The sequence below is a fragment of the Pseudoalteromonas sp. MER144-MNA-CIBAN-0113 genome (genome assembly GCF_040308965.1).
In the GTDB taxonomy this organism is placed as follows: Bacteria; Pseudomonadota; Gammaproteobacteria; order Enterobacterales; family Alteromonadaceae; genus Pseudoalteromonas; species Pseudoalteromonas tetraodonis.
Genome location: NZ_JBEOOG010000064.1, coordinates 1 through 23,990 on the forward strand (window position 1 = coordinate 1; position 23,990 = coordinate 23,990).

At 39.4% G+C, this 23,990-nt stretch carries 16 protein-coding genes; 12 read left to right on the top strand and 4 right to left on the bottom strand.

All coding sequences use genetic code 11. The features are described from left to right. The first annotated feature begins 126 nt into the window (after positions 1-126). From AAEY57_RS14785 to AAEY57_RS14795, 3 genes are all read left to right on the top strand, one after another. Positions 127-870 (top strand): ferredoxin--NADP reductase, encoded by a 744-nt coding sequence (locus AAEY57_RS14785; protein ID WP_008467894.1) that lies wholly within the window; start codon positions 127-129, stop codon positions 868-870. A gap of 90 nt (positions 871-960) precedes the next feature. Further along, the gene (locus AAEY57_RS14790) at positions 961-1,662 is read left to right on the top strand and encodes a nuclear transport factor 2 family protein (protein WP_350608126.1); all 702 of its coding nucleotides are present in this window, start codon (positions 961-963) and stop codon (positions 1,660-1,662) included. A gap of 9 nt (positions 1,663-1,671) precedes the next feature. After that, a complete protein-coding gene (locus tag AAEY57_RS14795) occupies positions 1,672-1,992 on the top strand; it encodes a hypothetical protein (protein ID WP_008112665.1) in 321 nt (106 codons plus the stop codon). 12 nt (positions 1,993-2,004) lie between these two features. On the opposite strand, the gene AAEY57_RS14800 is transcribed toward AAEY57_RS14795, so the two are convergent. Further along, the gene (locus AAEY57_RS14800) at positions 2,005-2,889 is read right to left on the bottom strand and encodes a tetratricopeptide repeat protein (RefSeq protein ID WP_008467888.1); all 885 of its coding nucleotides are present in this window, start codon (positions 2,887-2,889) and stop codon (positions 2,005-2,007) included. Positions 2,890-3,543: 654 nt separating this feature from the next. Between AAEY57_RS14800 and katG the strand changes: the two genes are divergently transcribed. Beyond that, positions 3,544-5,724: a catalase/peroxidase HPI gene (katG, locus tag AAEY57_RS14805; protein ID WP_350608127.1), complete on the top strand. Its 2,181-nt coding sequence runs from the start codon at positions 3,544-3,546 to the stop codon at positions 5,722-5,724. A 761-nt stretch (positions 5,725-6,485) separates the two neighbouring features. Here katG and AAEY57_RS14810 read toward each other — a convergent pair. Beyond that, positions 6,486-8,087, bottom strand: a complete 1,602-nt coding sequence (locus AAEY57_RS14810) for an ABC-F family ATPase (RefSeq protein ID WP_076923146.1) — start codon at positions 8,085-8,087, stop codon at positions 6,486-6,488. A 195-nt stretch (positions 8,088-8,282) separates the two neighbouring features. Here AAEY57_RS14810 and AAEY57_RS14815 point away from each other — a divergent pair, with 195 nt between their 5' ends. From AAEY57_RS14815 to hepT, 3 genes are all read left to right on the top strand, one after another. Then, entirely contained in the window at positions 8,283-9,563 is a 1,281-nt protein-coding gene (locus tag AAEY57_RS14815; protein WP_008465171.1) for a tetratricopeptide repeat protein, read from the top strand. A 531-nt stretch (positions 9,564-10,094) separates the two neighbouring features. Further along, complete coding sequence (gene mntA, locus AAEY57_RS14820; RefSeq protein WP_076923148.1) at positions 10,095-10,484, top strand: type VII toxin-antitoxin system MntA family adenylyltransferase antitoxin; 390 nt, start codon at positions 10,095-10,097, stop codon at positions 10,482-10,484. Then, positions 10,477-10,896 (top strand): type VII toxin-antitoxin system HepT family RNase toxin, encoded by a 420-nt coding sequence (gene hepT / locus AAEY57_RS14825; protein WP_350608128.1) that lies wholly within the window; start codon positions 10,477-10,479, stop codon positions 10,894-10,896. Before mntA ends, hepT begins: the two co-directional genes overlap by 8 nt. 554 nt (positions 10,897-11,450) lie before the next feature. Here the strand turns inward: hepT and AAEY57_RS14830 are convergent. Then, complete coding sequence (locus AAEY57_RS14830) at positions 11,451-11,681, bottom strand: transporter substrate-binding domain-containing protein (protein WP_262977181.1); 231 nt, start codon at positions 11,679-11,681, stop codon at positions 11,451-11,453. Positions 11,682-11,690: 9 nt separating this feature from the next. Then, positions 11,691-12,182, bottom strand: a complete 492-nt coding sequence (locus AAEY57_RS14835; protein WP_262977182.1) for a substrate-binding periplasmic protein — start codon at positions 12,180-12,182, stop codon at positions 11,691-11,693. Between the two features lie 488 nt (positions 12,183-12,670). On the opposite strand from AAEY57_RS14835, the gene AAEY57_RS14840 reads away from it, so the two are divergent. The 5 genes from AAEY57_RS14840 to AAEY57_RS14860 all read left to right on the top strand — a co-directional run bounded on the left by AAEY57_RS14840 (position 12,671) and on the right by AAEY57_RS14860 (position 23,391). Beyond that, complete coding sequence (locus AAEY57_RS14840) at positions 12,671-13,276, top strand: class I SAM-dependent methyltransferase (RefSeq protein WP_138627607.1); 606 nt, start codon at positions 12,671-12,673, stop codon at positions 13,274-13,276. After that, complete coding sequence (locus AAEY57_RS14845; protein ID WP_350608129.1) at positions 13,269-16,223, top strand: DEAD/DEAH box helicase family protein; 2,955 nt, start codon at positions 13,269-13,271, stop codon at positions 16,221-16,223. Before AAEY57_RS14840 ends, AAEY57_RS14845 begins: the two co-directional genes overlap by 8 nt. Before the next feature lie 894 nt (positions 16,224-17,117). After that, the gene (locus AAEY57_RS14850; protein ID WP_350608130.1) at positions 17,118-18,311 is read left to right on the top strand and encodes a DNA cytosine methyltransferase; all 1,194 of its coding nucleotides are present in this window, start codon (positions 17,118-17,120) and stop codon (positions 18,309-18,311) included. Positions 18,312-18,542: 231 nt separating this feature from the next. Beyond that, on the top strand, positions 18,543-21,584 hold the full coding sequence (locus AAEY57_RS14855; protein ID WP_350608131.1) for an ATP-binding protein: 3,042 nt from the start codon (positions 18,543-18,545) through the stop codon (positions 21,582-21,584). Next, on the top strand, positions 21,571-23,391 hold the full coding sequence (locus AAEY57_RS14860; RefSeq protein ID WP_350608132.1) for a response regulator receiver domain: 1,821 nt from the start codon (positions 21,571-21,573) through the stop codon (positions 23,389-23,391). The genes AAEY57_RS14855 and AAEY57_RS14860 overlap by 14 nt, the downstream gene beginning before the upstream one ends. Positions 23,392-23,990 lie beyond the last annotated feature (599 nt).

Here is a 23,990-nt window from a genome sequence, read left to right on the forward strand (position 1 = left end):
GATAGCTGATAGCTGATAGCTGATAGCTGATAGCTGATAGCTGATAGCTGATAGCTGATAGCTGATAGCTGATAGCTGATAGCTGATAGCTGATAGCTAAAACACGTTTTACACTCTGGAGTAATTATGTCTAATTGGATTGATGCGACAGTAAAGTCAATCAAATGGTGGAATGAATCGTTATTTAGCATAACCGTTCACGCCGATGTAGAGCCGTTTAAAGCAGGGCAATTTACAAAGCTCTCTATTATGGACGGTGATAAACGTATCGCTCGCGCCTACTCTTATGTTAATGCACCACAAAGTCCTGATTTAGAGTTTTACCTCATCAATGTGGTTGATGGTTTACTATCTTCTCATTTAGCCACACTCAAACCAGGTGACACCGTATTAATAGAGCGCCGAGCAACTGGCTTTTTTACTCTAGATGAAGTGCCTGCGAGTGAGCAATTGTGGATGCTTAGTACAGGCACAGCTATTGGGCCATTTTTATCAATGTTACAGCAGAGCGAAGTATGGCAAAAATACAAACACATAAATTTAGTGCATGGTGTACGGCAAAATAGCGATTTAAGCTATCAGGAGCTTATTAACAAACTAATAAAATCACACCCTAGTCAACTCAACTATATTCCGGTTGTTAGCCGTGAGATGCCTTTACAAGGCTTAGCAGGCAGAATTACCACTGTGATTGAAAACAACGCTTTATATGAGCACGTCGGGTTATGCGCTACACCAAATAACGCCCAATTTATGCTGTGTGGTAACCCGCAAATGGTTAAAGACACCACAGAGTTATTATTGGCTCAAAATTATAAGCGTAATCGTCGAAAAGAGCCGGGACATATCACGGTTGAACAGTATTGGTAGCTAGCTATAACGTTATAATAACTATCTCAGAGGCCTAAAATTTGCTATGTTGCGCTTTAATTGTATTTAGTCTTCGTACTTAGGAAATCCATGAAATCTTTATTTATTATTTGTGTCTGTTTATTGGCCGCTTTCACGTTAAATAGTCATGCTATAGAGCAATCAACACCGCTGGACGAGACTAAACAAACACAGCAAAAAAATGCAGCGCAACAACAAGACGCGCTTGATACATTAAGCAAAGAGACTAATACACCAAAAAAGCCGGTTGTTGATAAAGTAAAAGCAGATGACTCTCAAGTACTTGGCAGCGAATCTACAAAGCCCGTTCAGCAGCCTAATAGTAAAGCGGATAAAGCCCAGGCTGTTGCGCAAGCTGAGCAAGCAGTCACACAAGCAAAAGAGGCACTTACAGCAAGGCAACAAGCCAAAGCAAAACAGTCGCGTGAGTCACTTGCTGTTGTTGAGCAATTAGTAAATGCTTACAACGCGCGTAACATTGAAGAATTTATTCGCATGTATGATGAAGATGTTGAGTTTTATATTTTCCCGAATGAGCTATTATTTAAAGGTAAAGAAAAACTAATAGCGCGTTATGGCATTATGTTTAAAAAACTTAAGTGTCTGCAATCATCACCAATCAAGCGTATTGTGCATGGTGATATTGTAATAGACCATGAACTGTCAGAAACCTGTTCAACGGATGCGAACGTTATAGATAAACGTTCAGAGCTTATATCAAGTTATCAGATCAAAGATGGTAAAGTGGTTAGGGTTTTATTTTTTAGGTAATTATTAATTATGCAGCTAAGTGACGAGAAAAAAATTCGTGTAATGTATCGAGTAGAGCCAGGCTGTTTAGGCCCTGATGGCGTAGACCACATTGAAGACTTTTGTCGCTTTGCGAACAAGCACATTAAATCGCCTTATTATGCGCAGTTATTATTTTTACCTCGATACGACAAGCAAAAAGATGAGCGCCAATACAGCGTTAAAAACCGCAATTTATCTCAGGTGCAGGCTAAAGCGTACTTAAATCATTTTGAAATTGACATAGAAGACTTTGAAGAGCAGCTAGACGAGCTGCTCTCTAAATCAATAGACTTATACTTCAAACGCTAGGGTCAGCAGACCCTAAGCTTCGTTTGAAACAATAGCATTAAAGCTATCGTTATCATGTAGGCTGGCAAAAGCACTTTCGTGAAGTAGCTCGTTTCGTAAATTAGGTGAGTATTCAAGCGACATTTTTATATCAGCTAGAGCATCTGCATGCTCATGCGTTAAAGCATACGCACAGGCGCGCTGCCAGTATGCGTAACCATAGTCGCTATCTATATCAATTGCTTGATTACAAAGCTCAATAGCTTGCTCAGTCTCATTTAATTCTAATAAAGCATCCGCTTTGTAGGCAATGGCTTCTACATCTTCTGGTTTACGTTTTAAAATTTCATCGAATATTTCAATTTTATTGGCAATATCACTTTCAAGGTTGGCTCGCATCCATAACGAATGAACTTCGTTGGTGATCGATATGCGTTCTTGGTTACTGAGTATTTCTTCAGAGCGTACTCGCAGTTTTTCTTCTAATATTTTCAAGCGATCTTCATACTCATCAGTAATAACACTCACTCGGGTGTTTACTATATCTTCTACTTTGTTCTTTACATCACGTAACGAGTTCCAGCCCACTAATACCAAAATAGACGCGGTGGCGGTAATAATAAAAAATACATTATTAATGGTATCTGTGGTGTAGGTAAGCGCCCGATCGGCGGTGTCTAACTGTGCATGCGTAACTTGTTTGGTCACGTCTTCACGCAGTTTTTGTTGATCTTGGCGAACCGACTTTAATTCGTCGAGAATATAACGTTCAAGTAATGGTTTGTACAAAGGGGCTTCTAGCTGTGCTAATTCACGCTGTTGTTGCTCGTTGAGTGCTGCGGTGTTTTTATCAGCAGCTTGCACCGCAGATGAAAAAACACCAATAAATACAATAAATAGTAAAAAATAAAAACGCATTGATATGCCTAGTTAAAAAATTAATTAATCGCTTTGTTAACTTTAACATGCGCACATCATTGGTACTAGGGTGAGGATAGGGAAGCTGGCATTAACTTGAGTAGCAGTAATTATAGGCAAAAAAAAACCAGCCCAAGGTGGGCTGGAAAAAACTATATCAACATCTCAGGGAACAATAGGAGATAAGGCGTAGTGTATATGTGCCTACCTGAATTTTTACTTAACTAAATTCAAATAGATAAAAATAAGAAAGAAATAAAGGTGCATAAGTAACTTATACACCTTTTATAACTATAATTTCATGGCGAAGGGGGGTATTCCACTGTGCACTTAAGAAAACCTAAGTCACTTTCAAACCCTTCAGCATACATTACGTGGCTATTTTTAATAACGATCATCTATTTTATAAAAAGTTTTAATATTTATTTACGCTAAGCACAAACATTGGCAGCATCATCATATTTATAAATGAGAGTAATCGTTTTAAAGCATTACTTTGCCCTAGCGTATCAAAGCAGCTACACGTATATTTAATAAGCAGAGACCATACACGTCATTAATATAATGACAAAACAAATAACAGCGCTCCCAATTGGTGAATGCCAAAAGCAGTAAGCATGGGCGTTTTTATTTATACTTAAAAAGGAGCTCAATATGGATAATCATAAAGCGGGTAAATGCCCGGTTATGCACGGCAGTAATACTACAACCGAAAACACCAATACAGATTGGTGGCCAAACTCACTTAATTTAGACATTCTTCATCAGCACGATAGCAAAAGCAGCCCCTACGACAGCGACTTTAATTACGCCGACGCGTTTAATTCACTCGACCTAGAAGCACTTAAAACCGATTTAAAAGATTTAATGACTCAAAGCCAACCTTGGTGGCCAGCTGATTGGGGGCACTATGGAGGCCTGATGATCCGTATGGCATGGCACTCTGCGGGCTCGTACCGTTTAGCTGATGGTCGAGGCGGTGGTGGTACCGGTAATCAACGTTTTGCACCACTTAATTCGTGGCCAGATAATGCCAACCTAGATAAAGCGCGTCGTTTATTATGGCCAATTAAAAAGAAATATGGCAACAAGCTTTCATGGGCCGATTTAATTATTTTAGCCGGTAATATGGCGTACGAATCAATGGGACTAAAAACCTTTGGTTTTGCCGGTGGCCGTGAAGATATTTGGCACCCAGAAAAAGACGTTTATTGGGGCGCAGAAAAAGAATGGCTTGCGCCAAGTGATGAGCGATATACCCAGGTTGATAAACCCGATACCATGGAAAACCCATTAGCGGCAGTGCAAATGGGTTTAATTTACGTAAACCCAGAAGGGGTAAATGGTAAACCCGATCCGCTTAAAACCGCAGAACAAGTGCGCGAAACCTTTGCGCGTATGGCAATGAACGACGAAGAAACCGCAGCGCTAACGGTCGGTGGCCATACAGTAGGTAAAACGCATGGTAACGGCAAAGAAGAAAACTTAGGCCCAGAGCCAGAAGCCGCCGATGTGCACGAGCAAGGCCTTGGCTGGAATAACCATAAAACCCGTGGCATTGGCCGCGATACCATGACCTCAGGTATTGAAGGCGCATGGACAACCTACCCAACTAAATGGGATAACGGCTACTGTAAATTGTTGCTTAATTACGAGTGGGAGCTAACCAAAAGCCCTGCAGGTGCTCATCAGTGGGAGCCGGTTAATATTAATGAAGAAGATAAACCCGTTGATGTGGAAGACCCTTCGATTCGTTTAAACCCAATAATGACCGATGCCGATATGGCAATGAAGCTCGACCCAGCGTACCGTAAAATTATTGAGCGTTTTAATGACGATTTTGAGTACTTTACTGACGTATTTGCCCGCGCATGGTTTAAGTTAACCCACCGTGATTTAGGGCCAAAATCACGTTATTTGGGCGCCGATGTACCCAGTGAAGATTTAATTTGGCAAGATCCTATTCCTGCAGTTGATTACACCCTAAGCGACGCTGAAATAACCGATTTAAAAGCGAAGCTACTTAATTGTGGATTAAGTGAAACCGACTTAATTAATACCGCATGGGATAGCGCCCGCACTTACAGAGGCTCAGATCACCGTGGTGGTGCAAATGGCGCCCGTATTCGCCTAGCTCCGCAAAATAGCTGGCAAGGTAACGAACCTGCGCGTTTAGCTAAAGTACTTAGCGCACTTGAAACACTGCAAGCGAGTTTAACTAAGCCTGTTAGTATGGCCGATTTAATTGTACTTGGCGGCACCGCTGCGGTTGAGCAAGCGGCTAAAAAGGCAGGGGTTGATATAACCGTACCGTTTGCCCCAGGGCGTGGCGATGCTAGTGATGACATGACCGACGCAGAGTCATTCGAGCCATTAGAACCAATTCATGACGGTTTTAGAAATTGGCTGAAAAAAGACTACGCTGTATCCGCCGAGGAGCTATTACTAGAGCGCAGCCAATTAATGGGGCTAACCGCACCAGAAATGAGCGTATTACTAGGCGGTATGCGCGTACTAGGTACTAACTATGGCAATAGTGAACATGGTGTATTTACCGACAAGGTAGGCGTACTGAGTAACGACTTTTTTGTTAATTTAACCGACATGAACAACCGCTGGGAGCCTGCAGCTAAAGGCGAGTACAACATAGTTGACCGCGCTAGTGGTAAAACTAAGTACACGGCTACGCGGGTTGATTTAGTATTTGGTTCAAACTCAATACTCCGTGCATTGGCAGAGTTTTATGCTCAAGACGATAACAAAACTCGTTTTGTACACGACTTTGTCGCCGCATGGGTAAAAGTGATGAACGCCGACCGGTTTGATATTAAATAAACCTAAGTAAAATTTAAAAAGGAGCAGCAATGCTCCTCTTTTTATTATTTAGGTTAAAGGTTAAAGGTTAAAGGTTAAAGGTTAAAGGTTAAAGGTTAAAGGTTAAAGGTTAAAGGTCACGAGCTGCGGGCTGCGAGGTGCGGGTAAATGCAATGCTTATAAAATCGCTGCTACACCCTGATAGTTGCTTTTTTCCTCTAAAAGCGCAGCGTCTCTTCGCCCTCTTTGTGAATAATGGTCTTGCGCGGCATAAAGCCCCGCCTACGTTAAATCCAGATGTTAATCATATCCGTAGGCGGGAGTTTACCTCGCGCATTTTATCTAACGTCTAAATCTAATTTCTTGTTTGAGCACAGAGAAGCGAGTAAGAAGATAACGGGCTTCGCGTGGCGAGCAGCGGGCTTGTACAAATAGTTTGTACACCTAGTCGTATCAGCAATGAACCTAGAACCTTTAATTTACTCTTTCAGCGCAGCGTCTCTTAATCTCTGTGGTCAATAAATCACTTAAAACCTATTTGCACAAAGAGCAAAGAATGAGAGCAAATGAGCAAATAAAAAATACAGCTTTTCTTTGCCTTTTTTATTAAATAAATTACCAATTGCGTTTTAATTGATACCAAGCATAATTCGGCCGAACCCCGAACCCCGAACCCCGAACCCCGAACCCCGAACCCCGAACCCCGAACCCCAGGCACAAAAAAACGGCGCTTAAACAAGCACCGCTTTTAAATGGTTTAGGCTATTTCTTTAACCTAGCTCTTAAGCTACTTTGTTTTCTTCGCAGCTTGCCAGGTATTCGTCAAACGTACCTTGAAAGTCAATTACCTGCTTGTCTTTAATATCAACAATACGCGTTGCTAGTGACGAAACAAACTCACGGTCATGGCTTACAAAAATAAGTGTGCCTTTAAAGTCTTTTAGGGCATTGTTAAGCGCTTCAATGGCTTCCATATCCATGTGGTTTGTTGGTTCATCCATTATTAGTACGTTAACGTCTTGCATCATTAACTTACCAAATAACAAACGGTTTTTCTCACCACCTGAACAGTTACGCGCTTTTTTATTTGAATCGTCTGCGGTAAATAATAAACGCCCTAACATGCCACGAACCATTAAATCGTTGTGTTTAGCAGTGCGCCACTGCGACATCCAATCAAATAAAGTTAAGTCGTTATCAAAGTCTTTGCTGCTGTCTTGTGGGCAGTAACCAAAGGTCGCGTTTTCTGACCATTTCACCTCACCGTGTAAACTTTCAAGCTCGTTAACTAAACACCGTAAAAAGGTGGTTTTACCCACACCGTTTTCGCCAATTACCGCAAGCTTTGCACCCGCTTCTAGCAATAAGTCGCCGCCGGTAAATAACGTTTCACCGTCAAACCCATGGCCAAGCTTGGTTAGCTCAAGCGCTTGGCGATACATTTTTTTGCCCTCATCAAAGCTCAGTGACGGGCTCATACGACTTGATGCTTTAACTTCATCAAGCTTAATTTTATCCATTTTTTTAGCGCGCGAGCTGGCTTGTTTTGCTTTAGAGGCATTAGCACCAAAACGGTTAACAAAGTCTTGCAGCTCGTCAATTTCAGCGCTTTTTTTCGCGTTTTCAGCTAGTAACTGTTCGCGTTGCAAGCCTGAGGCTTCAAGGTACTTTTCGTAGTTACCTGGGTAAATACGCAGCTCGCCGTAATCAATATCGGCCATGTGCGTACATACCGAGTTTAAAAAGTGACGGTCATGGGAAATAATAATCATGGTACATTTACGTTGGTTAAGCTCATTCGCAAGCCACGTAATAGTATGAATATCCAAGTTATTAGTTGGCTCATCAAGTAGCAAAATATCAGGATTTGCAAATAGCGCCTGTGCTAACAGCACACGCAATTTCCAACCAGGGGCTACGTTTGCCATTAAACCATAATGAAATTCTTTATCGATACCCGCATCAAGTAGTATTTCTTCTGCGCGACTTTCTGCGGTGTAACCGTCCATTTCAGCAAAGATGCTTTCAAGCTCTGCCACTTTCATGCCGTCTTCTTCGCTCATTTCAGGCAACGAATAGATACGGTCGCGCTCTTGTTTTACTTTCCAAAGCTCAACGTCGCCCATAATTACCGCATCAACTACGCTGTATTGTTCAAACGCAAACTGATCTTGGCTTAGGTTACCTAATTTTAGCCCCGGCGTAATAGACACATTACCTGCACTAGGCGTAAGCGCACCGCTTAAAATTTTCATAAATGTCGACTTGCCGCAGCCGTTAGCGCCAATTAAACCGTAACGGTTACCGTTACCAAATTTAGCTGAAATGTTTTCAAACAATGGCTCTGCGCCAAACTGCATCGTAATATTTGCGGTGGAGATCAAAAAAAGGTGTCCTAGAAAAATACTGACAGGGTTATGGGCGCAGCAGGTGCGAAAATAGACCAGGCAATAGGTGTAAATAAGGCGGCAAATTATACAGGCCAAGTATACTAAAGGCTAGCCTATTTAAACGTTAACTCACTTGATTGTTTTTAAGTACGGCTTTATTGTAATAAAAAATATCAAAAAGAGTGAGTTATGTCGCCCGCAAAAATTCGTAGCGAAGTTATAAAACTTAGTAAGCTAAGTGTAAAACAGCCAGATTATTACTTTATTCAGGGTTACTTTTTAGGATTAGGCTTACTGCCCGACATAATAATGCCCAGCCAATGGCAGCCAGACCTACTAGGTGAGATTAATTTTACAACAGACGCTGAGTTAAAGTACCTCGAAAGCCTGATGGAAAATTACAATAACAGCATGCAAAAAGTGATGAGCGAAGACTTTAAAATGCCCACCAAATGCAGCTTATCGAAAACCGATTACCGCGATTCACTCAAAGCTAATATGCCATTACCAAACTACTGTAAAGGGGCATTACAGGCACTTAAGTTTATTGATAAACGCAGCCTAAACAAACACCAAAAAGAGGTGCTAGCAAGTTTGAATGAAGTACTTAGTGCCTTCAGCTCTGAGCAAGCTGCAGTGAAAAAATTTGCTAGCAACCAGGGCTTAGCGCAATCATTTAAAAAGAATTACATCTACTTTGTAGCCGACGCGCTTTACAACATTCGTTTTATTGAAAACACCCGCTGGAGCGATGAAGACGAAGCCGCGTTTAACGAACAATTTTTAGAAGAGTTTGCACACCAACAGCACAGCAATGACTTTGCTGCTGGCAAAATGATTGACGACGAAGTGATTGATCAATTAATGGAAGCAATCCTTAGCGACTTTACCCCCAGCGCGTTTGAACCGATAGAAGCGTTACTTGAACTGTTTGAGGGTTTTATTACAGAGCAATACATAGCACAAAACCAAGGCCACTTTTGGCTGATCCACGAAACACGCCCTTATATGATGCTACGGTCGCACCGAGCACAAATTAACGCACTACAAGGCAATATACAACTTGCCATTGATGAATTTGAAACACTGTTGCAATTAAACCCCATGGATAATCAAGCGAATCGGCATTGGCTAATGAACTGCTACATAATTAAAGGCCAGTGGCAAAAGCTAGATGCGTTTTTAGCTGACTTCGACAGCGAAGAGCTCCATGCCACAGCAAGCCGCGCCTTGAGTGAATTTCATAAAAATGGTGACTCTAGCCAAGCCAAGCAATATAAAAAGCAACTTAAACAGCTTAATAAACACTTTATAAAGCTACTTACTGGGCAAGAAAAACTAAAAAGTGACGACTTTGATTTTTACAGCCCAGGCAGTAAAGAAGAAGTAGGGATATACCTAAATTCACTTGGTAAACAAGCGTGGATAGCCACCGAAGGCAGCTTGTTTTGGTTACGCAAAAAGATCTAAAAAAGTGGAAGATTGAAATTAAAGGTTACGAGCGACGGGCTTCGAGCGACGAGTAGCGAGCACAGCCTAGCGCCTTTAACCTCTGTGGTGAATAAAATAAATTAAAACTTATTCACCACAGAGTTCGCAGAGTGCACAGAGAAAGTGATTAAAGGTTACGAGCGGCGGGCTTCGAGCGACGAGTAGCGAGCACAGCCTAGCGCCTTTGGCCTTCTCTTTCAGCGCAGCGCCTCTTCTTCCTCGTGGTGAATAAAATAAATTAAAACACTATTTACCACCGAGGTCGCAGAGTACACAGAGAAAGTGATTAAAGGGGAAAGGTAAAAGTTCTCGGGCGGCGGGTTTTGGGCTATGGGCATAACTTAGCACCTAGCTACTTCCCCAGAAGCTAGCGCCTTTTACCTAGCGCTTCTTTGGTGAATACATCACTTAAAATTAATTTACGTGAATAAAAGTACATTATCGGTTTTAGTGTTCAGTATAAAACAGATAAGTTATGATTATCTTAGTTTTTACTAATGGTTTTTTATTTTGAGCAATAATATTTTTCAACAAATAGTTAATTACTTGCAGAAAAATAGCGACATTGAAGTGGTTTGGTTGTATGGCTCTCACGCCAAAGGTACAGCACAACCTCATAGTGATATTGATCTTGCTATCGCTTTTAAAAATTTTGATCTTAGCTCGTTTGATAAACGACTCAGGCCAAAAGAACTCGAGCTAGAAATCAGCAATGCGCTTAGCCTAAACGAACAGCTTATTTCAATCGTTGATATAAACTTAATCCCCAGTTACCTTGCATTCAACATAATAGAGTACGGATGTGTAATTTTAGGTAAAAATAGCCTTAGAGCGATGAAAGAGCAGCAGCGTATTTATAGCCAATTTGAATTTGAGATGATAGCGAGTAAGCATGATTGATACAGGAATAGCGCTTTATGTAAGTGAAGTAACACGACATATTGATGAATATATGCTAGAGCTCAACGAATTAAGCCAAGTCGAGCAGCTTAATAGTCGAGATTACCGTGCCGCAGAGCGTTTGTTACAGTTAATGACAGAAGTGTGTATTGGTTTATCTAAGCACTGGCTTAAAAAGTATAAAAACACGACAAGCAGTAATGCCTACCAAACATTTAGTGAACTAACGCAACTCGGTGTTTTAACCGATAATGAGTTGCTTTCATGGCGTAAAATAATCGGTTTACGCAATGCGCTTGTGCATGATTATTTGAATATAGATCAAGAAATTGTGAAGACGATTATTAAAAAACGACATTATGTAACTATGCACTTGTTTAGCCAAAAAGCGATGGCCGAATTAGCAAGCTGATTGAGGTTAAAGGGGAAAGGTAAAGTTCTCGGGCGGCGGGTAGTGGGCTACGGGCACAACCTAGCACCCAGCGCCTTCTCTTTTCAGCGCAGCGTCTCATAACCTCTTTGTGAATAATGACCTTGCGCGGCATAAAGCCCGTCTACGATAACCGTCAACGTTAATCATATCGGTAGGCGGGAGTTTACCTCGCGCTTTTAATTTAAAAACAATTTTGCACCACAGAGGTTCTTGAGGCGCTTTGCGCTACACAGAGGTGGAACGGTATTTTTTAAGCATTTCTCTGTGAACTCTGTGTTCTCGGTGGTAAATATTTATTTAGGCTTAATCTGACGCGATATAAAATCGCTGCTACTGGATACGAGCAACGGGTTGCGAGCTTGTGCAAACAGCCTAATAACTAGTAATCTCTGTCACTGTCCTAAAACCTAACACCTATTACACTCTTAGTGTTTATGAATGTAGGCGGGAGTTTATAATCCGGCTTGTGACTGTAGTTGCAGAGTTTGCTCGCGCGAAAAGCGCAGCTTTTAAATGTTGCGAAATCTAAGCGTTTAGTAATGTGGGTAAATGGCTTGTATAGCGGATTTATTTTGCTTAATTAACTCATTTATAGCTTGTAACTCTACTTGGCTAATGGTTTTTTTACTTAGCATTAAATGAATAGAACTCTTATTGATGGCCGCTGTATTAGTAACCGCCTCTATTGCTGGGTATTGGTTTATAAAATATTGCGCTGCTAGTTCGTCTTCAATTGCGTAATCAACTCTATTTTTATTGAGCATTGCAAAACGTTATTCGGCTGTAGGCATCATAATAACGTTAGCGGGGTAGTTTTGTTTAAACAGCTCAAACGCAACGCCATAATAACTGCCACGGTTAACCGCCAAGGTTAAATCTTTATAAAAAATATCGCTAATGTTATTTAAATCAGGCGATTCGGTGTATTTATACAGGCGAACTACTTCATCACGATAGGCATCGCTAAAATAGGCAAAATCAGCTCTTGCTGATGTTTTACTCGCGGCAAAAATAACATCAATACGGCCTTCTTTTAATTCTTCAAAAGCGCGCGATGAGGTAGGCAGCAACACAAATTTTAAACAAAAAGATGAGCCGTTAAAAATCGTGTTCAACACGTCAATTTCAACGCCTGTTAAATTGTTTTTTACTGCCACCACATAAGGCGGCCAGTTGCGTTCATTAGTACCCACCTTAAGTGTTTTGTTACAGGCAAATACGCTACAGCTAAAGATTAGTAATACAACAAAAGCGACTTTAAGCATTTTATTACTCTAAAAAATTACAACACTTTAGTATAAACCAAGTTGTAAATATAAACAGGGTTAGGTAGTTGTTATTAAAAGGCCAGCAGCTAAAGCGATTGCACGTAATGTAACCTTTAAAACGCTTGGTAAGCTTATAACGGCTTAAATAAACGTTTATTCAAGCCGTTACACTGCAGGGTAAATAACAGCCATGTTTTTAGTGTGGATTAAGGTAAGTGTTTAATTATCGCTGCTCATTCAAATAGCGCCGAAGCGTTTATATAACTTTAATACTTTCAAAGATGCAGAGTTAATAGGTAAAAGTGTAAATAACATTGGTTTATAACAATTAAACAGTGCTTTTTTGTAATGAAAACATACTTCTTAGGGCGTATATATTACCGTAGCTCTATATTTTTAAATGTTGATACTGTAGATTAGTTATAAATGAATACCAGATTAATAGCTCGCGCTGTTAATAAATAAACCAAGGAGCGGTGAATTTAGTGCCTACTAAAACACTCAATTACTACAATCAAAACGCACAAAGCTTCAGTGACTCAACGCTGAACGTTGATATGTCGGCGCTTTACGCTGAGTTTTTACCGCTTATCCCTAAACACGGCCATATATTAGATGCAGGCTGCGGTAGCGCCCGCGATGCCATGTATTTTAAACAGCAAGATTTTACTGTTAGCGCATTTGACGCAAGTCCCGAGCTTGCAAAGTTAGCCAGTAATTACTTACAACAAGCCGTAGAGGTTAAAACCTTTCAGCAGCTTAATTGTACCAATAAGTACGATGGCATTTGGTGTTGCGCCAGCTTATTACACGTTCCAAAAGTAGAGTTACCGCAGGTGTTTTTAAAGCTGCAAAATGCCCTAAAACCAAACGGTGTTTTGTATGTGTCGTTTAAATACGGCACGCAAGAACGTGTGCACAATGGCCGCGAATTTACCGATTTAAATGAAGATGGCTTAACCGCGCTAATCACCCATCATACCGAGCTTAAAATACTAAAACAATGGCAAACGGTCGACCAACGACCAGAGCGCGAAAGTGAAGTGTGGCTTAATGCATTATTAACGCGCAGCGAATTAATAAATGAATAGCTTTAACGAACAGCACCAATTGCAAAGTAATAAGCAGCAGCTTATTACGGGTGCCGATGATCCGCTATTACCTAATCTTGTACATGCAATAAATAATGCCACAGAGATTGAAATCACAGTGTCATTTATCCAACCCAGTGGCTTGGCTTTATTATTTGACCCACTCAATGAAGCTTTACAAAGTGGCGCAACACTAAAGCTGTTAACCTCCGATTACCTTGATATTACTCATCCTAATGCGCTCAGAGAGCTAATGGTATTAGTGGATCGTGGTGCTGATGTGCGTATTTACCAAACACAGAGCAACCAAAGCTTTCACATGAAGTCGTATATTTTTGTCAAAACAAATGACACCAGCGAAATTACGTCTGGTTGTGCCTTTATCGGCTCAAGTAACATTAGCGCCAGCGCCCTTACTAAAGGTCATGAGTGGAATTTTAGACATGATTACATGCAGCCAAAAACAAGCCAAGCAGCGCAGCAATTTTTAAGTATTCGGAATGCTTTTAATCATATTTTCAACCACGAATTTGTTACCCATTTAAGCCATGAATGGATTAATAACTACATTGCTAGGCGCAAAACACAGCAGTTTGTAGCGGTAAATCATGCCGATACAGCGGAACAAATTATTGAACAAAGCGAAGCTAAAACACCAAGGCCAGCTCAAATTGAAGCGCTCAATGCTCTAGCGCAAACTCGCGCTGAGGGCTTTAAACGTGGCTTAGTAGTGTTAGCAACAGGCATGGGTAAAACATGGTTAAGCGCGTTTGATGTTAAACAATTCAAAGCTAAACGGGTATTATTTGTCGCGCATCGTGAAGAAATACTTGTACAAGCACAGCGTACTTTCGCTGAACTACTGCCGCTTTCAACGGGATTTTATAACGGTAAACACCGCGACAAAAACGCCGACTGTTTATTTGCCTCTATTCAAACCATTGGCCGAAGTAATCATTTAAAGCAATTTGCACCAACGGCGTTCGACTACATCATTGTTGATGAGTTTCATCATGCCAGCGCACGTGTTTATCGTCAGCTATTAAATTATTTTGAACCACAGTTTTTACTCGGTTTAACCGCCACGCCAGAACGAACCGACCAAGCCGATATTTTAGGATTGTGCGACAACAATTTAGTATTTGAGAGAAACTTAACGCAAGGAATTGATCAAAAAACGTTAGTGCCGTTTCATTACTATGGTATTTGGGACGAAAACGTAAACTACCAAGCCATTCCGTGGCGCAATGGTCGATTTGATCCTGCAGCACTAGAAAACAAATTTGCGACACAAAAACGAGCCGATCATGCGCTTGCACAGTGGCAGCAATATAAACAAAAACGCACCTTGGGCTTTTGTATTTCCACCAAACATGCCGATTACATGGCTGATGCGTTTAATAAAGCGGGTGTAAAAGCACTATCAGTACACAGCCAATCAAAAGTACGCCGTAATGAGGCGCTTAACCAATTAGAACAATGCCAAGTTGAAGTACTATTTACCGTTGATCTGTTTAACGAAGGCACTGACTTACCAAGCATTGATACTATTTTAATGCTGCGCCCAAGTGATTCTAAAATCCTGTTTTTACAGCAATTAGGGCGTGGTTTGCGTGCGCTAGAAGGTAAAACGCATTTAGTGGTGCTCGACTTTATTGGTAACCACCATAGCTTTTTAAATAAGCCTTATGCGTTACTCCATGAAACTACGCCAAGTGGAGTAGTGAAAAAGCTTAAAAAGCCAAATCTAGCTGATGGCTGTTTTATAAATATTGATTTAAAAGTCACCGACTTCTGGCAGCAACTTGCTAAGGCGCAGCGCACCACCGCGATTGAAGATATAACTCAACTTGCTGAGCAACTTGGGCATTTACCCACCTTAAGTGAGTTTTACTACTACTATGGGGATATAAAAAAGGTAAACAGCAATTACACTAGTTGGTTTGAGCTAATTGCTAAAACACAAAACATTGATGATGAGGCACAACAAGGTGCTGAGCAACTAGCGCCGTTCTATGACTTTTTACATAAGGGCATACAAACAACCAGTATGACCAAATGCTTTAAAGCTATTTTGCTTGAAGCTTATGTGGCATTAAATGGTTTTACCATTCCCCCAACAGTTGCAGAACTTGCAGCCATGAGTGCTAAAGTATTAGCGCGCCACCCAAATTTAAAACAACACGATTTATCAGCCAAAGAGCAGCAAGCTGCCGCTGATTCACAAACATGGCAAAGCTACTGGCGTAAAAACCCAATCAAAGCTTACACCAATAAAAATAAAGATGGCACGCAGTGGTTTACGCTAGAAAACGACACAGTAAAAGCCACGTTTGACGTACCCGCAGATAAGCTCGAATTATTAAACAACACCGTGTTAGAGCTGGTTGAATACAGCTTAGCTAAATACAGTCAACGGCTAGAAGTAAACCTAGCAACAACTGAGCAAAATACTGAGCAACAAGCTGACAATGTTACTCAGCTAGCGTTTAAAGATCGTACCGATACAACAAAAGAGCAAGATAACACATTAAAACTACCGTATTTCCCCAATATAAAAATTGCCTGTGGGCATTTTAAAACAGGGGATGAAAGCGATATGGAATTGATGGACGCACCACTTGGCGCGGGCAAGCTCGACCCGCAAGTGCATTTTTTAGCACACGCATCGGGTAACTCAATGAATGGCGGTAAACACCCAATACTTGATGGTGATTTACTATTACTTGAGCTAATAACGTCCGATAAAGCCGGATCGCTACGTGGCCAAATAGTGGCGATAGAGCGAGATGATATAGGCGGGGAAGGGCAGTATTTACTGCGCAAAGTTAATAAATTACCTAATGGGCAATATGAGCTAATTGCTCAAAACCCAGATTATGAGGTAATGATTGCTGATGAAAGCATGCGAACCTTCGCACGGTTTAAACAAGTGGTTGCAGAGTAGTTTGTCGTCGCGCTTTAACTTGTAGGCGCAGAGCTTGCTCGCGCGAAAAGCGCAGCTTTTAAATTTGTAGGATGTGCCGTAGGCGTGAGTTTGCCTCGCGCTTTTAAAGTGTAGGAATTGGCTTGAGCCGTGATTTATATATGATTTTGGGAAAGAGATTAAAAACCTCTATTCGAGGTTTTATCGCGTTGGCGATGGCAACCAAAGGGCGGCTGCCGCCGACCGCCCTTTGGAATCCCACGGCGCGCCCGAGGATCACACTGTGTCCTCAAGCTACAAATTGATGTGAACGTAAGCTCCGTGTATTCGCCATCCATGGCGAAGTCACGGCTTAACTTGCATCCATGCAAGTGATTACTCATCAATTTATAACTTTCGGGTGTGATCATGGGGGGATTGGAGTGTGTTGGTAGATTGGTGTTTATGAATGTAGGCGGGAGTTTACCTCGCGCTTTGTTTTTGTGGGAATTGGCTTGAGCCGTGATTTTCACTGGTTTTGGGAAAAGGGATTTAATAACCTCTATTCGAGGTTTTATCGCGTTGGCGATGGCAACCAAAGGGCGGCTGCCGCCGACCGCCCTTTGGAATCCCACGGCGCACCCGAGGATCACACTGTGTCCTCAAGTTAAAAATTGATGTGAACGTAAACGCCGTGTATTCGCCATCCATGGCGAAGTCACGGCTTAACTTGCATCCATGCAAGTGATTACTCATCAATTTATAACTTTCGGGTGTGATCACGGGGAATTGGAGTGGGTTGGTGGATAGGTGTTTATGAATTTATTTTAGAATTGACTTTGAATCTTAGAAAATATTTATATTAAACCTTTCTTTTACAAGCTGGCTTAGTTAAGTATAATTCTGCGCCTTGTAACTATCTAAAAACAGCGGTATATGACTAAATTAACAGTAATAGATCTATTTTCAGGCGCTGGTGGCTTTTCTTTAGCCGCGCATGAGGTCGGTTTTGATATCTTAGCTGCTGTAGAATTTGATCAACATGCTGCGAATACTTATCAGCACAATATTGTCGAGCGTCTTGGTGCAAATACCCACGTTTATGCTGAAGACATAATACCACTGAACATCGATTTATTAATGAGTGAAAAAGGCTTAGAGTCTGGAGATTTAGACCTTCTGCTTGGGGGCCCTCCTTGCCAAGGTTTTTCTACACACAGAATTAAAGGCAGTGGTGAAGACGATCCTCGCAATCAGCTTTTATTGAGATACTTCGATTTTGTTGAAAAGTTGATGCCAAAAGCATTTTTAGTTGAAAATGTACCTGGTTTGCTTTGGCCAAGACATGCGAGTTATTTAAATAAGTTTCTAAAGTTAGCTAACGAGAAAGAATACAAAGTCATAACTGGTAAACCATTAATCATAAATGCGAGAGATTATGGTGTTCCACAAAGTCGCCGGCGCGCGTTTATCTTGGCCGTCAGAGACGACATAAATATCGAAAACCTAGAGTGGCCACCAAAACCAACCCACATAAAGCCGGATTTCGATAAAGCCCTTGTAAAAAACACGTGGCGAAGCGCTTCAATCGCGTTTGAACGCCCTTCAGAAAATGTACTCAAGGATTTAGTACCACGGATGAGCGAAGTTCTTAACTGGGATCTTAAAAAATCTGAAGAGGTTGTTAAATCATTAAAATTTGGTAAACCATTATCTGAAAATGATTTTTGTAATAAACATATGAGCCATAAGCCATCCATGGTTGAACGTTTTAATGATACTAAGCTGATGGGGAGTAGGGATGAGTTAGAGTTTACACTTCCATGTCATCAGAACGATTACTCTGGACACAAAGATGTATATGGTAGGATGTTTTTTCATTCACCCGCAAATACGATTACGACAGGTTGTAATAACCCTTCAAAAGGCCGTTTTTTACACCCATGGGAAAACCATGGAATAACGCTTCGCCATGCCGCGCGTTTGCAAACCTTCCCTGATGATTATCAATTCTTAGGTGGCGTAATGGCTGCTGCAAGGCAAATTGGTAACGCAGTCCCGATCGATTTAGGTAAAGCACTAATAAATAATATAAAAGAGCATATTATGGGACAAGTGTATTTCAAGTAAATGCTCGCTATGATTAGAAGTTACATTAAGCAATCTCTTATCCACCTTACCCCCCAAAAAATACTTAGCCGATTAATCAAATAGAATTTACTTACCTCAATAATTCTTTATTTAATATATAAGAGGTAATACTATGTTGCTAAAGCAATTAATGTGTAGTCGAAATTGAAGTTAAATCGGGTAAAGATTTTTCAATTTGTAACTTTAGTTTTTTAAGGATTTAAAAATTAAATGGCAAAAATGACTGTGAGTGCAAGAGCTGTAGACATGCTCGGTAGGCAGCAAATAGCTGGTATCCCAACAGCGATACATGAATTATTTAAAAATGCACATGACGCATATGCTCAGAATGTTGAGATTGACTATTTTAGAGACCAAAATCTTTTTACTTTAAGAGATGATGGGGTCGGGATGACTGAAAATGATTTTATTAGTAAGTGGCTGACTATTGGGACATCTAGTAAGTATGGACTGAACCGTAAGTCAGAATATATACCTGAGGGTATGATAGAGCGAAAGCTTATGGGGGAAAAAGGTATTGGTCGCTTAGCGATAGCTTCTATTGGAAGGCAAGTTATTGTTTTAAGTCGTGCAGAACGAGCAGATGGGTTACATGATCTTGTAGTTGCTCTAGTACATTGGGCCCAATTTGAGATTCCTGAAATAAGTATTTCAGATATAGTTATACCAACTCGGACCTTTCCAAAAGGGATATTACCGAATAATACAGATATTCAGAGTATGGTAGACGAGCTTATTACTAATTTAAAAGAGCTTGGTAATAAAGTACCCTCAAATTATATGGATTTAATTATCCAAGACTCTAAAAAATTAACATTTTCTCCCCAGGTTCTTTTTAATAACTTGCATAAAGAATCAACCGAAAACTGGCAACAGGCTTTAGATGCAGGGGATATATCTGAAATTAATACTCCACCTCTTTTAGATGGCTTAGGGCGAGGTACTCATTTCATAATACTGCCCTGCGATGAAACACTAAATTCAGATATTAAAACGAATGATACGGGTACTACTGAGTTACAAAAAATATTAGTTGGATTTTCTAATTCTTTGGTAAGTCAAAAACGCTTTTCACTTTCTACTAAGTTCAGGTTACATCAAGGCACGGCTGATCCAGAAGAGTTAATTGAAGATGGCTTCTTTACTCTCGAAGACGCAATGAGTGCGGATCATTATATTGAAGGTGAGTTTGATGAGTACGGTCAATTTAAAGGAGCTGTTACTGTTTATAAAGGTGAGGCGCAAGAACATATCATTAATTGGAACGAAAGTTACGGTGCAAAAACACGTTGTGGACCTTTTAAAATTAAATTTTCTTATCTTCAGGGTACTCCTTCTGAAAGTCTGGTTCCTACCCAAATATATACCGATATAAAAACGAAGTTAGGTATGTATGGAGGGCTATATCTTTATAAAGATGGTATTCGCGTTTTACCTTATGGGAAACAAGAGTTTGACTTTTTGAAATTTGAGGAAAAAAGAACAAAACGAGCTGCAACAGCCTTCTTTTCTTATCGACTTATGTTTGGTGCAATCGATATAGAGCACGAAAAAAACAAAAACTTAATAGAAAAAGCAGGTAGAGAAGGACTTATTGAAAATCTAGCATATCGTGAGTTTAAAGGTATCTTAGAGAATTTTTTTGATCAGTTAGCAGCTGATTTCTTCAGGGATAGTTCAACGAATGATCGTTTCAATGAGATAAAAACTGCTTTAAAAAATGAAATTACAGCAGAAAAAGCTGCTTTAGATAGACGGAAAAAAAATGTCGGTCCAAAAAAGTTAAAATTTGAAGAAGAGCTAAAGTTATTTTTTGAACGATTTGATAATAATTACTTCTCGAGTGAAGTTGTAACCATAATTAAAACGACTGAGTCAGAAATAGCAAAAGCAAATATCAATTGGGATGATAAAGACAAATATAATTTTGTTTCAAGACTTAGAAATTATATAAAAGATAGTTACAAAAAGGTAATTGAAGAATCTAAAGTTACTAAACCTAATATAGGTTTAAATAAAAATTTAAATAAAGATTGGGAAAGCTATTTAAAAACAAAAGAAAAGCTTAACCATGATGTTATCGAACCAAGTAAAATGAGTGTGGAGAGTAAAATAGCAAGTTATATTGAAGATAATAACCTTTCATTTTCATTAAGAGAGCGTGTTAGTGAGGTGTTAGAAGAGGAAAAAAAATCTCTGAAAAAGAATATCTCCCAATATAAAAATGAACTGACGGCTAATGTTAGTGAAATAGATGCTGTTATAAAAGGAAAAGCGAGAGTGAAATCGAGTGAGTTAAGCAATACATTATCTGAAGTAATGGCAAATATTAACTCAACCCCCATTGATACACTCTCAACTGAAGATTCAGCTCATTTAATTTCTAATTGGGAGAAAGAACTTGAAATTGTTTCCCAAGAAACAGAACAATACTTTAGCAAAATGCGTGATGCAGTTGAAATGGTATTAGGAGAGCTTAAAGATGATGGCTTAAATTTTTCAGATACTTTAACCGCATTAGAAAATGAAAATGAACAAGTTAAAGACTCTTTAAACCAATACTTTGATTTTGCTCAGCTTGGTATGTCGTTAGGTATTATACAACATGAGTTTAGTAGTACAGCTCGTAATGTTAGAAGCTCAATTAAATCTCTTAAGCCTTGGGCTGATAACAACCCTAAGCTAAAAACTTTATATTCAAATATCAGTAATAGTTTCTCTCATTTAGATGGTTATTTAAAAATGTTTACACCATTAAACAGAAGACTATATCGAAATAAAGTTGATCTTACCGGAAAAGAAATTAAGAATTATTTGCTAGATATTTTCAAAGAAAGGTTAAGCAGACATTTGATTGAATTTGAAGTGACAAATTCGTTTATAAACTCAACAACTAGAGTTTTTCCTTCAACATTCTTACCTGTATTCATAAATGTTATTGATAATGCTATATATTGGCTAAATACCCAATCAGACAGTGAAAATAAAAATAAGAAAATTATTTTAAATACAAATGAGACTGGCTTAACAATAGAGAATAATGGTCCGTATATCCCTACTATTGATAAAGACAGAATTTTTGAATTTACTTTTTCAAGAAAAGAAAATGGCAGAGGGATGGGATTGTATATTTGTAAAGAGACCTTGAATAGAGAGGGTTTTGATATTGAACTAATGACTAGGAAAAGTAGTGAATCTCCATGCTTTATTGTTAAGCAACTCGATAAGGATATTAAAAATGACAGCTTTTAATGAGCATTGTAATGCAATCGTTAAGGATTACGTGCAAACAGTACTGATAATCGATGATCAAGCTGGATTAGGCTTAAATACAGCATTTGACTTAGAACCAATGGAAGATCCAACCAGTAACAACCCCTTATTAGAGTCAGAAAATAAAAGTCAATCATCAGAAGTTGGCGATTCAACTGAAAAGCCACTAGTAGAAGGTCATCAGTTAGATGCTTTAAAGCTTACAAACGCATTTTATGAAAATGGTATTGTAGCTGGTTTATATCAGCCTCAAATTACTAATGATGATATTAATGATTTTGCCACGAAAGCTGGAAAAGTGGCAGCTACAGCGGATATAATTATTTTGGATTGGATGCTAAAAGGAAGCGATGATAGTTATAGTAAAGCAATAGTCAAGAAGATACTAGAATCAGACCTTGAGTCTGGAGGGCGAATAAGGAATATCATTATTTATACAGGTGAAAATAACTTATCTGAATTGAGAGATTCATTGCAAGTTGAATTAAATAATGAAGATGTTAAACCCTCTGGTGAATTTCAGTTATCAGCACAAAATTTGAAAATTTCTTTTTATAACAAACCTGATTCTGGAGGTCGAAGGGAGAGAGAAATTTCTGAGGTAGAACTCCCTCTAAAAGCTCTTGAAGAGTTTGAAGCATTAGTAAATGGTCTTGTTCCTACTTTTGCGATGAAAGCCGCTGCAACGATTAGACATAATACTGGACGGATATTAACCAGGTTTGATAGCGAGTTAGATACCGCTTATTTAGCTCATCGTGCTCTACTCCCTAAAGTTGAAGATTCTGAAGTTTTTATGCTAGAAAATTTTGTATCTTATCTGAGAAATATATTAGCTATTAATAAAGTAGATAAGGCAACCTTAGATAAAAATGCTATTGAAAAGTGGGTCGATGATAAATGTGAATCTATTTCTAAAGAGTTTATATCTAAAAATAAACCTTACACTTTGACTAATGATGATTTTAAAGAACTTATAACAAAAGGTTTTCTTTCAGATATAGGAGTGGTGCTGGAAAAACATGTATCTCCTAAAGAAACTCAGAAATTTATAGAAAGTAAAAAAAGCATTTTAAGTTTAACCAGTTTATTAAACATAATAGGCAGCCCTAAATCAGTCGATGATCACTCAAAAAACTTATCTATCCTTACATCTTTTCGAAGAACTTTTGAAGACCTGCTGATAGACATAGAGCTACCATATTTGACTCAAGGCACAGTAGTCTATAGTTTCGATATGGGCTGCTTTTTACTCTGTGTAACCCCAAAATGTGATACAGCAAGAATTGATAATTCGCGGATGTTTTCTTTTACAAAACTCACAAGGTTATCTAAAGGTAAGCAATTTGACCTTGTTTTACCTATCATGTCCTCTCTCGAAGAAATAATAAATAGTTCACTAAAGGCAGATGAAAAAATATTACTTGAGAAGTTAGGTTATGATCCTAATCAAGAAGATATACCTGAAAAAGATAGAAATAGAGATATAGAGAAAGACTTAGCAAATATAAGGAAGTATTTTTATTCTGGGAAAGTATTTGTAAAATCAGAAAGTTCTTTTTTTGATTTAGTGCATGTTGAGTTTATGAGTGATTTAACTAACAGGGTAATGCCAGTAAAAGCAGAAGATGGTACTTTAGAGTACAAATCTACAGATAACTCGAAATATGTTTGGATTGGAGATCTTGAAGATTTAGATACCCAAAATAGGGTTAGTAATTTAGTTGGTAATTTAAATAGAATTGGAACAAATGAAGTTGAATGGTTAAGAAGACAATATCAGTAATGAACTTTATGAGCATTAACTCACTATTGAATTAAAGGCTAATGCTAAGACAATTCCCCCGTCATTTTGCCCGAAAAGACTCAATTGATGAGTAATTGATTGCATGGAAGCAATTAAAGCGGTGACTTCGCCATGGACGGCGAATACACAGCATTTACGTTCATATCATTAATTTAAATTGAGGAAACAGTGTGATCCTCGGGGCGCCGTGGGTGACGATTGACCGAAACGAAGTTTCGCAGCGTGAGGAAGTGGAAGCATGGATGCTGACAGGAACCCAGCTTCATGGATGTATTATTTGCAGCAGAGTTGATTTAAAGACAAATCACACTTTGGTTGCCGTCGTCAATGCGACATATACTAATAAAGGCGACGAGCATCGAGTTGCGGAGATCGGGTTTTGCCATTAAAAGCTACGCTTTTCGCGTCAGCAAGCTTAACGCCTACATTAAAATTTAAAGACCACTGCCAAGACAATTTCCCCGTCATTTTGCCCGAAAAGACTCTATTGATGAGTAATTAGTAAGCGTCCGGCAATCCACACCTAGCTTTTGATATTCCAAGGCAGTAAATCATCGATTTGGCAACCCGGTTTGCAG